We start from the raw sequence: 12,566 nt of genomic DNA on the forward strand, positions 1-12,566 counted from the left end.
GCTGCTGTAATGGGTAGCACGCTAACGGGGCGTCCTTTCCTTTCATAAGATAAGGTCATTATACCTAGCAGTTGTTGGACAGGCAATACAGTCAACTTTTGGGCTATATGGCTCAGCAAAAACACCTTGGTGCGGAAATAGCTATTTATTTCTTCCCTCAAAAAAGCATATAGTGGCGAGGACTCCCTGCTGCTAACTTTTAACGGTTACCCCAATCTTTCAACAATTACCACCTGTCGATATCGCTGAAATTAATCAGGGTTAAGTCTATAACTCCAAAAAATACTTTTTGAAACTATAAAGGCCGCTCCTGTAAAAACGAAGGAACGGCTTTATTACTGGGCTTCAGGGCAAAATAAAACCACCTGCTGATAAAATACTTTTTATCAATAGATGGTAGATTTTATGGTGGAGATGAGGGGGATCGAACCCCTTACCTCTTGAATGCCATTCAAGCGCCGACCCCTATTTTTCAGGGGTTGAGGGGTATTTTGTTGGCTGTGTGTTGGCTGTAGCGGAACCGCTGGGCAATTAAAATAAAATAAAAAAGGGCCTCGCCGCGATAATGCAGCAAGGCCCTTTTGCATGTAGTCTATTCAGTTGGCGAAGATTTGGCGCCAGCATCGGGGGCAGGTGGCTCCTCGCTTTCAGCCTTGCCCTTAAGTATCTCGACAGCTTTAAGCAGCACGTCCGGAACCGGTAACCCTAACACTCCGGCGTTCTCGGTGATGCTAAGTAACTCATTGGCCAGGTAGAAGAAAATAGCCGCGTTCATGAACACCCCAGGATTACCCAGGGCGCGATCCACCTGGTGGGCAACAGCCACCAGCACAAAAATCATGATCTTAACAAAAATGCCCTTGAACCCGACTGCGGAACTCAGCTGACCGCGATACCCGGCTGCCAGCACGCCAGTGATGTAGTCCAGGATAACGAAAGTCAGCAGAATCCCCAGCAACGCACTCCACCCTCCCCATAAAAAAGTTGCAGCTCCACCTGCTACAGCAGCGACGGTTTGAAAAAATGGGTATTTCATTTTGAAACCTCCCGTTAGATTTGCCCTACAGGGCCTTTTTGACGTTGGCCAGCTTTTTCTCCAGGGCTTCGACGCGCTTCTCGAGTGCATCATGGTCAGCTTGACTGACGCCACCAGTGTTGACCGGCTCAGATACAATCAAAACGGTGCCGATCTCCAGGTTCCGGTCCTGGGCCGATGTCCGGTTGTTCCACTTACGCAGATCCTCGACAGTGACTCCAAACTTTTTGGCAATATCGTAAAGAGTATCGCCGCGAACTACAGTATAAGTTTTCATGTTGCCGGTACCTCCAAAATTAAAATTTGCCGGGTCGCCCCAAACTGGGCTGCCCAATGTGCTGCCGTTGTCGACACGGATTTCATAATGCAGATGCGGGCCGGTTACGTCCCCGGTGGTTCCGTTGGTTCCGATGGGGGTGCCGGTGTTGACTTGGTCACCCTTTTTAACCAGTGCCTTGTCCAGGTGCTGGAAAATATGCAGGGTGCTGCCGACTTTGATTGCAACCACCAGGCCGCGCCCACCCTGGGTGCCAACGTAGGTGACCACTCCGGGATAAGGACTTGTCCAGACATGGCCACGGGGCTTACCGCCAAAATCTGTTCCATTGTGCATCCGCTGATTGCCGGGGTTCATGGGGTCGTTACGCATGCCAAAAGGGCTGGTCACCCTGGCTCCGTGTGCCGGGCCGGTGAAGTATTTGACTGGGGTTGTCATTGGCTTGCCTCCTTGTCAATTTTTAGTCCGTCTCAGGTGTTTTTTGCGTGCTGTTTGATGGTTTTGAGCGTCATTTCTGCCGTTTTCGCTTAGTTTCCTTGTCCAGTTAACATAAACATAAAACGGCCACGCAGAAGCCCCTGTGACCGCCTTCAATCCTCGCCGAAGGTATTTACCCTTGGTGGGTGGTTTGCGGCTAAGAGCGGCGAATCTGTGCGTCCGTTTCCCGGCGTTTTGGTGATTTTCTCCACGATGACAGGAGCGGCGTAGTTTTCGGACTGTTTTGACTGCGACTTGCGTTGAATCTGCCCCAACCAGCGGAGAATGCAGTTTCGTTCTTGTTTTGAGTAGGCGTAGATACCGTTTTCGTCATGGACGAAGGGGCAAAATCCAGGCCATGTGGTTCTGATCAGCCAGGTTGGTTTTTGACCGTTAATAGTGAGCATGATTGTCTCCTGATTTTTTCTGCAAAGAAAAAGCCCTGGTGGGCTATTTATTGATTAAGTTGATTTTTAGCTCTCCCCTCGCCAGCAGGGAGAGGATGATCGCCACATATGCCAGGGGCACAAGGCCCCAGTTCCAGCTGAAAAGGATAACGTGGACGGCGAAGGCCAGGCATATGATTAGCTTCATTTTTAGTCGTTCTGCCAGTTTATATAAAAGTGGGGGTCGTTGCGGTGCCAGTCCATGGGGTTATCTGGCTTAAAAGGCTTGTCATTTATGCGGCTGTCCAGATAGGCAATCACGTCCGAACGGCTACCAAAACTTTTGCCCTCGACAATCTCACGAAGAAGGGGGTCGACGGTGAGCTCGGTGATGGTGTAGTCGGTGATACCATATTTTGCGAACCTTGCTTTTTCTTCATCGAGCTCCGTTTGGGAATAGATAGACTTTTGCTTAGCATTCCAGTAATTAGCCAGGGGCAGAGTGTTTGCCACCTTCTCGTCGCTTACTTCAATGCACCACTGGCCGAAAACTGCCTTATGGTCCCGCATGGCCACATGCACACCGTCAATGCTCAAATGGGCGTAAGGATTCGGCTCCGGCTCGGGTTCCGGATCAGGTTCGCCAGACTCCCCAGAGTCTCCCGACTCGCTTGGCTCTTCAGTCTCTATGGGCTCTTCAGGTTCCGTTGGTTCTTCCGGCTCAGTTGGTTCTGGTTCAGTAGGATCCTCCGGCTCAATGCGCTCAGCCGCTTGTTTTTCCAACTCATCAATACGTGCCTGCATGCGCTCCATCTCCTCCTCCTGCTGCTCTACCTTCGTAAGCAGGTCGATGACTAATTGATATAGGTCAACATCCCCGCCGGTTGCAGCCTTTACACCAATGGGGGCGATTAGTAGGGCAGCCAGGATGATGGCGGTTATTACCAGTAAGCGTTTCATAATCTCACCTCCTGGCTTATTCTACCATACTAATCAAAAAATTAAAACCTATTGCCTGGCGAGATGACGGTTCCTGATCCGCCATCAGCAATTGGGCCCAACGTGTTCCCGGACAAAGAATTATTGGTGACAAAGTTTTGCTCACCTGATATATCAATGCCCCAGCCACCGTTGTTGGTAACTTGGTTTTCTTGCGCCATATTGAAATCAACGCCTTGCAAACTGATCCCGTGGCCCACGTTGTCGGAGACAAAATTTCCTGTAATCTTGTTTTGTGGGGACCAGAAAAACACAAGTATCCCGTCCCAATTGTTTTCGCGAACGACGTTTTCGCTTACAACATTACGCCCAGACCTTGGGCCCAGGGCAATCAGGATTCCCGCGCCGTAGTTTTCCTCGCACGAATTTCCGGTTATGATGTTATGGCTGCTGTGGTAATCCTCCGTATCTGCCCACACAGAAATTCCAGATGCTGCGTTCCGGCTACATGTGTTACCCTGAACCAGGTTGTGCGAAGAGTACTCTAACCTTATGCCACCATATTGATTCTCGACGTCTCCGCTCCCTGTGAACTCTTGCCTACATTTATTAGAACTCACACTAGAACGCTCCGTCCTATATAGGTGTATGCCTCGGGCGCTATTTCGCAAGCATGTGTTTGCCTCAATGGTAATATCCTCTGAGCTTAAAACATGAATCCCAGACTCGCCGTTGTCATTACAAGTGCTTCCCAAGACAATAATCTCCGATGCGCTTTCCACAACAATCCCGCTGCCACTCAACTCTCGGCACGTTACATTCTGCAGCTTGCCGCCCTGGGCCTCAACCATAACCCCGGCTTGGCAGTCAGCCTGACCCTTGTTGCCATCGATAGCCAAATCGCTCACCGTCACATCGTTGCCCGTAACTGCGATAGCAGCAGATATGTCAGCCCCGTTCGCGACGCTGATAACCGTCCCGGCCCCCTGGCCGCTCACCTGCACGTTGTCGCGGTCAACCACAAGCGGGGCATCGATGCGCTGAGTGCCCTCCAGCAAAATAACCTGGCCGCCTCGCTCAGGCAACAAATCCATGATTATCTCCCAATGGTCGCTCAACAACTCACCCGCTGGCACGATGTATCTTGCGTACCATGGAACAAGACTCGTGTCCTCACTAGCCACGGTCACCGTGGCCGGTCCGATACCCCGGTTAAACTGGCGCCTGCGCCGGTCAACCCAGCGCTGCCACTCCTCTAAATCCTGAAGCCGTTTGGACTGTAGCGGGAGAGGGTCGCCAAGCTCGACTTGCGTCTGCTCAGGGGCCTTGAGAGGCCGGATCAAGCGCATCAGTCGGACAGACAGGTCTGCCACGATGCCTTTATGCCGGGCCAGCACATAGGTGATGTTGCCCAGCCGGATTTTCTCGTGGCTTAGTTTAACCGGCTCGCCTGTCTCGATGTCGGTGATGATAGCCTCGGATAAGTCTGCGACGGTCGCCTCGGCATGTATTTGGGGCCGGTTGCGCCTTTGCAAGACCGTCCATGTGCCCTGCAATACCCCCTCGGGCGTTGTGCCCTGGGGCTCGTGCTTGCCGAATCGGTGCAACATACCGCCCTGGCCGTCGGGAATACCGTAAAGTCGCCGTGCTTGCTCATCGCCAACCCAATTCTGCCCGCAAGGCTTGTCCGCCGGGTCTCCGTTGGCCCGGCTCCACTCCACTCGGCGAAAATCCATCGGTACGGGGTTGTCGTTTTTGTCGACCTCCTCGCCGACGGCGGTGCCAATAAGAGCAGTTTTTATCTGGCTAAAATCCGCGGTGATTTTGACTGATTGCAGGTTGTGGCCAAACTCAAACCTCATGCCCTTAAAATCGTTATCAATCTCCAATAGGTCAACGAATAATCCGTAAATACCAACCCCACCACGCTCTTGTCCGTCCATGGTGATGGTCAGACTGCGAAGCACAGGGGTGATTACAAAAGGTTGCTCTGATGTCAACACTTGCCTGCACCAGAGGAATTTGCCGGAAAGGTTTTGCCCTGGGTCGATACCGGGGATTGGCTGGCCGTTAGTGGCCTGCTCCCAGCCTGATGTCGGTGGGTTATCGCCGTCCTCAGTGATGGCGGTGTAAATTTCCAGGGTTGTTATGGAGTCGGTGCCTCCATCCCACTCAATCAGGGTGCTGTCTGCTCGGGCGAAGTTGTCGAGGGCAAGGGGCGGGGAAGTTCGTGTTCCCTCGGGCACGCCGTCCTGCAGTATAAGCCCGTCGTTCCAGACCTCGGTGCCGTCATGTTCCCCGTCCCCCCAGTCTGCCTCGGTTTCCTCGGTCCGGGCGAGCTGGGCAGGTTTGAGCGCGCCTGGCTCGCACCGGAACCTCAACCTCGCCTCGTATTCGCTCTCAATCTGCCTCAGCCGTTGCAAGGGATTCAGCAGTTCGCCACTCATGTCCTTGGTGATGCTGACCAGGCTGTCGTCGATGTCGCCTACCTGCCAACGTGTGCCGTCTAGGGCGTCGGCGATTGCGGTGGCTGGGGTTGCATTGGTCAGGACATAGCTTTTGGGCTCGCCGAATCCAAGCTCGTAGTAGAGGTGGTCGGCTTCGACTGATTTGACCATCGTGTCGCCGATGTCGGTGTCGGCTTGGCGGATGGCGAAAGGTTGGAGTGCGCCGTCCGGGTCGGGGATGAGGATGATGTTGCCGCCGGTGAGGGTCTCGGCGTCGGCGGCGGTGTGGTCGAAGCCAGGGTCTAGCTTGGTGTAGAGGTCGGCTAAGGTGTTCATTTCCATTTTCCTCGCGCCCATACTCCAATTGTAAAAATAGAAGTTGGTTCGTGGCCGTAAACGCGGAATGGCATTCTGTCGCCCCTTATTAACCCCGAGGGAGCTACCCAGTTGCTTGAGGAACTAGTCCATCCCCCGCCGACAACCCCCGCCTTTGCATCAAATTCCTCGCCCCCCAAAAATACAACAGGAAAATACCAAATAAGCGCAGCACTCCGAAACAATGCTCCTGCTGTCAACGTTGACTCTATATCGCCAAATTTATCATTTGCATCTTCACTTCCCAGCACTAGGTGACAGTCTGCTTCTCCGCTTGCGTATTTTTTATAATATCCGTTCTCGGGGGCATTAACGTGCAGATTGTCCTCTGTCAACTGCCCTCCATCTGCCCAGACTACATCTGTGCCGTCAACCATCACCCGTTTTATCCGTGGATGGTCGGGGAGGTTGGCTTGTTGGATTGGCACTCCTGTCCCAGATAAGGTCTTGACGGTGAGAGTGTATGTTCCCGTGGTCAGGTTTTGGACGTGGTATACCATGGGGTAGTCCGGGACTATCACGGTCTTGTTGCCGGTCAGCGTGCCGGTGAAAACCAGCTGTGCGTTGTCAGCTTGCTCGTTGGTCAAATCCATGTTGCCTGAGCCAGATGCGTCAACCACTAGCCGCCCGGCAATGCGGTTATCCACAATCTGGAAAAAGTCCTTCATGTAGCCTGCTTTGTCAAATCGCGTCAGGGTCATAAGTCTCCACCTCCTCTAGTGTAAGGTTCCAAATGTCTCCTAATGTCAAAGGGACTCGGCGCGCCGCAGTTGGCCCGGTCAAGGGATAGCCAAGGCTCAGGGTGTGCTCGCCACTGTCCCAGTCCTCGATGGTCTGAGGGTCGATGACGGCGTCAGGGTCAAGTTCGGTCAGTGCCCGCAGGTGCGGGTCTGTGACGATTATTTTCATCATAGCCACCTCTCTCGATATACATAACTCAGCGTTGCGTTGTCCGCGGTCAAAGTAAAAGCCCCCGCTGGGAGCAGGAACTGCCTGAGCTCGCTGTCGTAGGTCAGCTTGTCCCGAGCGTCAAGGCCATTGAGTGCCACCCAGCCCTGATTGGTGTCGATGATGACCTCGTCGCCGGTGATGAGTGCGGTCTCCAGCCGGATGTATTGGTCGCCGAGGTTGATTTGCAGGTGGTCGGCGTTGGCGGTCATGGTTGCGGTTATGCGGACTGGTGTGGGCGCTGTGCCCTCGTTTGGGCTGGCGGTTTTGGTGGTGGTGGCGTAGGCGTGGGGGTCGGGGCAGAACATAAAAATGTCGGCAAATCCCATGTGGATTATGTCCTCGGTCAAAGACCGCCCGGTCCGTCGGGCAAAATATTGCTTATCAGGCTCATCCTCGTAAATCAATGGCCCGACCTTCGTGTGGTCGAGCCATGCTGAGATGTTCCTGGCGTACTGTCGGAGTTGAAACTCGTCTGCAGCTTTTATCGCTATCCGAATACGGTGGGTTTCTGCTTCCAGGTCGGCACCCATGTCCCAGGTGCCGTCGCGGCCGATGACGTCTAAAGTCCTGTCCCTTGTTCCGGCAGCCAGGGGGCGTTCAACTTCCATCACCGACTCAATGCCAAACTGAGGGTCGGTGCTACTTAATCCGCGGAAACTAAAAGAGTCGTTAGTTTGTGTCATGCCCTAACCTCCTAACCCTTGTGGGCTCAGCGTGCGGCGCTGATTCTTTTCGCTGACCTCGTCGAGTTTACGCTGCACTCGGCCGTTATCTAAAAACTTCATGAAAGTATCGACCGACGCGACCAGCTGGCCGCGGTCGTTGACACCCTCGTGCCGAATGGTGCCGGAGATTTCCAGCTTTTTCGTGGCTCCGCCACCTCCACCGCTGCCACCAGCATCGGGGTTGTATTTTTTAGGTACAACAGCCTCGCCTTTATGGATCCACGCCAGCATGTCATCGGGGACAAAATTTGTGCCAGTGGCGAGCTTCGGGATTTTGGGGAACGAAACCTTGGGGATGTTGGGCAATCCAAATTCGCTACCGCCTATCAAGGGGACCCAATTGGGGACCTTGAATTTCGGGATCTTATTGATGGCGTTCCCGATGGCGTTGACCATCCTCTCAGCGGCGCCGATAATCCCATTGATGAGGCCAATGATGACATTGACCACTCCTTTGAGGATGCCGGCCATACCGTCCCACATCCGCTCCCAGTCGCCGGTGAAGAGGCCGATAAAAACGTCAAGGATGCCACGTATTATGGTGAGAGCGCCGTCGATGGTGCTTTTTATGACATCCCAGACGGTGGTGAGTATGCCGACGATGCTGTCCCACACAAATCCCCAGGCGACCATAATCCAGTCGCCCCACTTGTCCCAGACCCACTCTATCCAAGTTAGTGCCACGTCGATAACCGCCTGGATCAACTCCATCACCTGACCGATGATTGCCCAGATTTCTTCAAAGGCGTTGGTTACAAAGCCGATGATGTCGGCTCCCCAGTTGTCCCAAAACTCCCGAATATAGTCCAGCGCGATTGTTATAACCTCACGGATCACACCGATGACAGCCGTCACAACCTCCCGGATGGCCTCAAAAACCTCTGTCACAACTTCCCTGAAGGTTTCGCTGGTGTGCCAGGCGTAAATAAAAAGCGCGACCAAAGCCGCGATGCCGAGGACAACCAAAGTGGTCGACGTGAGAAGCCCGCCTAGCGTACCAACCAGGAGTTTTAGTGTCCCAATCACAGAAGACGCTGTCCTGTAGGCCATGGAAAGTCCCAGCAGGAACGGTCCAATGGCTGCAACAACGGCAATAATTACACCGATGACGGCCCTCATGCGGACGCTTAGCCCTGAGAACCATTCGGCAATTCTGCTCAGCCAGTCAACCCCTTTTTGCAGGGCTGGAATCAGGTAGTTGTTGAGTGCGGGCTCCAAATTTTTATATAGTTCCAGGGCGACATCAATAAGCTGGTCCTTAATCAGGCCAAGTTTATCCCAAAAGTTGTCGAGTTGTTTCTCGGCAACTTCGTCAGTGACGCCGCCTGCAGATTTCAAATCCTTTTCGTAGTTCCGGAGTGCATCCGAGTTGCCCATGAGGGCCAGGATACCTTCCCGGGCTTGTTTCGTAAAGCCCATCTTTGCAAGCTCGGCCAGTTTTTCCTGCTCGCTCATGCCGCCGAGCGCGTCTTCTAGGTCCTCGGTGATGTCCGCCATGTTACGCATGGTGCCGTCGGCGTTAAAAACATCAATACCTAACCGCTTAAAATCAGCTGCGGACTCGCGGGCGCGATCAGAGAGACCAAACAGAGTGTTAGTGAGCAGCGTGCCCGCAGCCTCACCTTTGATGCCCTGGTCGGCGAAAACTGCTAACGCTGCCACGCCCTCCTCAACCTCTTTGTTGACGGTATTTAGAGCGTTACCAGCTTTGCTGGTGAGTGATGACGCAAACTCCTCGGTGCTGGCGTTGGCCAAAGTTTGCGCTTTGGTAAGCGTATCGCTAACGCGGCTCATGTTCTCGATATTTTCTGCTGTATCGTCAGATGCCAAGCCAAGCGCGCTCTGGGCGTCAGTGAGTAAGTCGGTTGCCCGCGCCATGTCAAAGTTCCCTGCCTGGGCAAATGCGGCAACTTTTGGTAAGGCCTCGATACTCTGTGCAGCGTCCAGGCCGGCGCTGGCCAGAAAATAATAACTCTCCGCAGCTTCAGTTGCGGAGAATCGGGTTGTTTTGGCCACGGAGCGAGCAGCACCTTCCATGTCGCCCCGCATTGCGTCCGAGACGTCACCCATGATGGCCAAAGATTTAGTCATGGCTGAATCAAAATCGGCGCCGAACTTTATAACGGCGCCGGTCGCGGCCACAATGGGGAGGGTGACGTGTGTGGTCATGGTTTTGCCGACACGGCCAAGTTTGTTTGCCGTCCGGTTGAGCTTGTTTTCAATTTTGCCTAGGTCTTTTTCGAGGCCCTTTGCATCTGAGCCGATGCGGACTATTAATGATGCTAAAGTTGACACTTCGTCACCTCCCCAGCCGGTATTTAAGGTCGCGATACTCCCGCCGCGCCTGTGCGACGGGTTTCTTGGTTTTCGCCCTAGTGTAGTGCTCCAAGGGTTTTAGTCGTTTTTGCCTGCTCATGCTTTCGTTCCACCAAGCAACCGCTATTTGTTGTTCCTGGTAAGCATTTATTGCGGTGATCAACTCACCAGGGGTGTAGCGGCCAACCTCCCAGGGGCGAATCCCGGTTTTATGGATGTTCTTTTCTAACCGTTGGAGCCATTTTTGAAGACGGAAGTCAGCCAGCCCTTTTTCTTGCTGTCCGCTTCCGTCTCGGTGTTTTTTGCCTCGCCATCCCCGGGGAGGTCTTCGCCATCTCCGTTGCCAGGCGCACCTGCCTCGTAGATGTCGGAATCCTCATCTTCTTCATCCTGTTTGACCAGTCCGCTGGCAACGATCGCCTCGGTGATCTTGATACCGATTTTCTCGATATCGCCGCCGTCCTCGACAAACCTTTGAAGCATCCCGCCCACCTTTTCAGGGGTCAGGCGCCGGTGCTGCCATTTCAAGCCAGCCCACAGCATTACCCGTAAAAAACTCATGGACAGCTCTTGGTGCATTATCTTGCCAAAACCCATGCCCAGGCGTTCTTCGGCATCAGCCATTGCGTTTATGTCAATCCTCAGCCGGTATTGTTCGCCGTTGAGGGTCATCGGGACGTTCTTCATCGACTAACCCTCCCTTATACAATCTCGGTGATTTCGCCAGTGCCTTGCAGCTCAATGCTGTAGGTGGCTTCACCGTCGTAGGGGCCTTCAAGTTCGCGGCTAGTGACGAGCGCCATGCCCTCTTTTGCATCTTCGCCGCCCTCTTGCCAGCGGGCCTTTACCTTTTTGCGGTTCCTCATGGCCTGAACCAGCTTGTTGTAGGCCTCTTCGGACTCGACATACACGCCGTCGCAGGAGATGGACCACTCGCCAAAGCCATACTCATTTTCGTGCATCCTGCCGGGGGACAGCTTGGATGTGGTGCTTACGGTGTCACGGGACTCAGAGAGCGTTGCACCACGTTGACCGCCAACAGGAGTCCAAACACTTTCGGGGTCAGTTTCTGTCTCAACCAGTATTAAGATGTCAACGCCGGTAATCTTCTCAGGCATGTCTTTCACTCCTTTTCATTTTCGTGCCAGATGTTGTAGACTGAGGCGATTAGGTAACTGTCGACCTCATCATCGTAAAAATCGTCCTGGTCGTCCAGGGCAATTGACTTTATTGTCAAACCACCCATGTCGCCGCGAAAAAACCCAACCAGGGCAGTTTCGATTGCATCTGAGCCGCGGGCAGCGTCTAGTTTGCGCCTAGCGGCCACCGTGATGCTAACCCGAGATTCGGTGATGCCGGTCAGGCCCAGCTTGGAGCGTTTGCGGTCAGTAAACGTGCGGCTGACTGCGGCAGCGGCCGGCTGCTTGAATCCCTGGGGGATGGTTTCAGGAAAAACCCCCTTGAGGGGAGATTGCTTTATTGCCGGATGCTGTTTGAGGTATTGGATCACTACTTCGCGCAGCGTGTCCTTTTTGACTTCGGTTTGCTCGGTCATGTTACGGACCCCCTAACAATTCTTCGCAAGCCATTGGTAATCTCACGTTCGACGTCAGCTTTTTTGTTGATTACGGCGGGCTCAAAAAACGGTTTTGATGGCATCCTGCCGACACTCTTTCCGCTTCTGTGGTGTCTTTCGACTGTGCCGCTTTCATACAGATGCGCGTGGGGCGCCTTTTTCCGGTCGACGGCTGCAAAAGCGCTGCGGAACATGTTGCCGCGGCGCTTGCTTTTCTTGGCCACCAAGGACCGCTTAAGTCTACCAGTCTTTTTGCCTCTGACGCGGCCCCGGGCTTCTTTTTTAATTATCCGCGCGCCAGAGAGCATGACGTTCTCGACGTCGGTCGAATCTACTGCAGACAGTAAGCTTTTTATCTTCTTTTCCGCCGCTTCAACACCACGAACATCGACCTCAATCCGAAAACCCATTACTCCACCACCCGGCAGCGGCAAACGAGTTCGCGCCGGAGCCCTGTTGGGTCAGCAGGCCCGCCCACCAGTTCCAGGAGGCGATCACCATGTTGCAACCGATAACCGGCCTTAACCACGGCTGTATAGTGGAGCCGCACCTCGACGGTCGTTTCTGCGTGCTCTTGCTGAGCCGCGTAGAGGCGGCGCCCAGTGAGGTCGGTGACCTCTGCCCAGCGGGTGCCGACGTGGGGCCAGTCATCAATCACCTGCCCCATTTCATCGGTGTTCCCCTGCTCGGTTGGGTCAGGAGGGGCATAGATTTTAACCCGGTGTATCATTTTGCCGGCTCGCACCATATTACCCCTCCTCGCCGTTTTCTTCTCCATCTGTATCGCCGTCGCCATCAGGGTAAGAATTTTGGAGCTGGCTGATTAAGCTTTTCCTGGTGTCTGCCATCTCCGAAACGCGAAAATACCAGTCGTGGATCCACGCGAGCATATACAGCCTGGCCAGCGCATTTTCTTCGCTGACATTCTCTGTCGCGTTTTTTAGCTGCTCTTTTGCTGCAGAAAGATAGCCCTGGAGCAGGCTGATCTCGTCAGGCGGTAAATCGTCCTGCTCCAGTCTCAACCACGTGATTACCTCTGGTAGGGTGAGTGCCATTGGTCA

15 protein-coding genes are annotated in these 12,566 nt (G+C 53.8%); all 15 read right to left on the reverse strand.

Annotated features, from left to right (window positions below):
• Positions 1 to 592 precede the first annotated feature (592 nt).
• The 15 genes from FH749_06735 to FH749_06805 all read right to left on the reverse strand — a co-directional run bounded on the left by FH749_06735 (position 593) and on the right by FH749_06805 (position 12,560).
• Positions 593 to 1,036, reverse strand: a complete 444-nt coding sequence (locus tag FH749_06735) for a phage holin family protein (GenBank protein ID MTI95170.1) — start codon at positions 1,034 to 1,036, stop codon at positions 593 to 595.
• 25 nt (positions 1,037 to 1,061) lie between these two features.
• The gene (locus FH749_06740) at positions 1,062 to 1,751 is read right to left on the reverse strand and encodes a LysM peptidoglycan-binding domain-containing protein (GenBank protein ID MTI95171.1); all 690 of its coding nucleotides are present in this window, start codon (positions 1,749 to 1,751) and stop codon (positions 1,062 to 1,064) included.
• 152 nt (positions 1,752 to 1,903) lie between these two features.
• Positions 1,904 to 2,197: a hypothetical protein gene (locus FH749_06745; GenBank protein MTI95172.1), complete on the reverse strand. Its 294-nt coding sequence runs from the start codon at positions 2,195 to 2,197 to the stop codon at positions 1,904 to 1,906.
• 189 nt (positions 2,198 to 2,386) lie between these two features.
• A complete protein-coding gene (locus FH749_06750; GenBank protein ID MTI95173.1) occupies positions 2,387 to 3,136 on the reverse strand; it encodes a hypothetical protein in 750 nt (249 codons plus the stop codon).
• Between the two features lie 41 nt (positions 3,137 to 3,177).
• Positions 3,178 to 5,919, reverse strand: a complete 2,742-nt coding sequence (locus FH749_06755; GenBank protein MTI95174.1) for a hypothetical protein — start codon at positions 5,917 to 5,919, stop codon at positions 3,178 to 3,180.
• A complete protein-coding gene (locus tag FH749_06760; GenBank protein MTI95175.1) occupies positions 5,895 to 6,638 on the reverse strand; it encodes a hypothetical protein in 744 nt (247 codons plus the stop codon). Before FH749_06760 ends, FH749_06755 begins: the two co-directional genes overlap by 25 nt.
• On the reverse strand, positions 6,619 to 6,846 hold the full coding sequence (locus FH749_06765; GenBank protein MTI95176.1) for a hypothetical protein: 228 nt from the start codon (positions 6,844 to 6,846) through the stop codon (positions 6,619 to 6,621). Before FH749_06765 ends, FH749_06760 begins: the two co-directional genes overlap by 20 nt.
• Entirely contained in the window at positions 6,846 to 7,571 is a 726-nt protein-coding gene (locus FH749_06770; GenBank protein MTI95177.1) for a phage tail family protein, read from the reverse strand. Before FH749_06770 ends, FH749_06765 begins: the two co-directional genes overlap by 1 nt.
• Positions 7,572 to 7,574: 3 nt before the next feature.
• Positions 7,575 to 9,908 (reverse strand): phage tail tape measure protein, encoded by a 2,334-nt coding sequence (locus FH749_06775; GenBank protein ID MTI95178.1) that lies wholly within the window; start codon positions 9,906 to 9,908, stop codon positions 7,575 to 7,577.
• Between the two features lie 246 nt (positions 9,909 to 10,154).
• A complete protein-coding gene (locus FH749_06780) occupies positions 10,155 to 10,616 on the reverse strand; it encodes a hypothetical protein (GenBank protein ID MTI95179.1) in 462 nt (153 codons plus the stop codon).
• Between the two features lie 14 nt (positions 10,617 to 10,630).
• Positions 10,631 to 11,047, reverse strand: a complete 417-nt coding sequence (locus FH749_06785; protein ID MTI95180.1) for a phage major tail protein, TP901-1 family — start codon at positions 11,045 to 11,047, stop codon at positions 10,631 to 10,633.
• 5 nt (positions 11,048 to 11,052) lie between these two features.
• The gene (locus tag FH749_06790) at positions 11,053 to 11,484 is read right to left on the reverse strand and encodes a hypothetical protein (protein ID MTI95181.1); all 432 of its coding nucleotides are present in this window, start codon (positions 11,482 to 11,484) and stop codon (positions 11,053 to 11,055) included.
• Positions 11,481 to 11,915 (reverse strand): hypothetical protein, encoded by a 435-nt coding sequence (locus FH749_06795; protein MTI95182.1) that lies wholly within the window; start codon positions 11,913 to 11,915, stop codon positions 11,481 to 11,483. Before FH749_06795 ends, FH749_06790 begins: the two co-directional genes overlap by 4 nt.
• Complete coding sequence (locus FH749_06800; GenBank protein ID MTI95183.1) at positions 11,915 to 12,301, reverse strand: head-tail adaptor protein; 387 nt, start codon at positions 12,299 to 12,301, stop codon at positions 11,915 to 11,917. Before FH749_06800 ends, FH749_06795 begins: the two co-directional genes overlap by 1 nt.
• Positions 12,255 to 12,560 carry a phage gp6-like head-tail connector protein gene (locus FH749_06805; protein MTI95184.1) on the reverse strand — a complete coding sequence of 102 codons (306 nt, stop codon included), beginning with the start codon at positions 12,558 to 12,560 and terminating at the stop codon, positions 12,255 to 12,257. The genes FH749_06800 and FH749_06805 overlap by 47 nt, the downstream gene beginning before the upstream one ends.
• Between the last annotated feature and the right edge of the window lie 6 nt (positions 12,561 to 12,566).

The sequence above is a fragment of the Bacillota bacterium genome, assembly GCA_009711825.1.
Lineage (GTDB): Bacteria > Bacillota > Proteinivoracia > UBA4975 > VEMY01 > VEMY01.

Coding starts and splice junctions, on each gene's coding strand:
- FH749_06735 (MTI95170.1), bottom strand. CDS start 1,036: ATGAAATACCCATTTTTTCAAACCGTCGCTGCTGTAGCAGGTGGAGCT.
- FH749_06740 (MTI95171.1), bottom strand. CDS start 1,751: ATGACAACCCCAGTCAAATACTTCACCGGCCCGGCACACGGAGCCAGG.
- FH749_06745 (MTI95172.1), bottom strand. CDS start 2,197: ATGCTCACTATTAACGGTCAAAAACCAACCTGGCTGATCAGAACCACA.
- FH749_06750 (MTI95173.1), bottom strand. CDS start 3,136: ATGAAACGCTTACTGGTAATAACCGCCATCATCCTGGCTGCCCTACTA.
- FH749_06755 (MTI95174.1), bottom strand. CDS start 5,919: ATGGGCGCGAGGAAAATGGAAATGAACACCTTAGCCGACCTCTACACC.
- FH749_06760 (MTI95175.1), bottom strand. CDS start 6,638: ATGACCCTGACGCGATTTGACAAAGCAGGCTACATGAAGGACTTTTTC.
- FH749_06765 (MTI95176.1), bottom strand. CDS start 6,846: ATGAAAATAATCGTCACAGACCCGCACCTGCGGGCACTGACCGAACTT.
- FH749_06770 (MTI95177.1), bottom strand. CDS start 7,571: ATGACACAAACTAACGACTCTTTTAGTTTCCGCGGATTAAGTAGCACC.
- FH749_06780 (MTI95179.1), bottom strand. CDS start 10,616: ATGAAGAACGTCCCGATGACCCTCAACGGCGAACAATACCGGCTGAGG.
- FH749_06785 (MTI95180.1), bottom strand. CDS start 11,047: ATGCCTGAGAAGATTACCGGCGTTGACATCTTAATACTGGTTGAGACA.
- FH749_06790 (MTI95181.1), bottom strand. CDS start 11,484: ATGACCGAGCAAACCGAAGTCAAAAAGGACACGCTGCGCGAAGTAGTG.
- FH749_06795 (MTI95182.1), bottom strand. CDS start 11,915: ATGGGTTTTCGGATTGAGGTCGATGTTCGTGGTGTTGAAGCGGCGGAA.
- FH749_06800 (MTI95183.1), bottom strand. CDS start 12,301: ATGGCGACGGCGATACAGATGGAGAAGAAAACGGCGAGGAGGGGTAAT.
- FH749_06805 (MTI95184.1), bottom strand. CDS start 12,560: ATGGCACTCACCCTACCAGAGGTAATCACGTGGTTGAGACTGGAGCAG.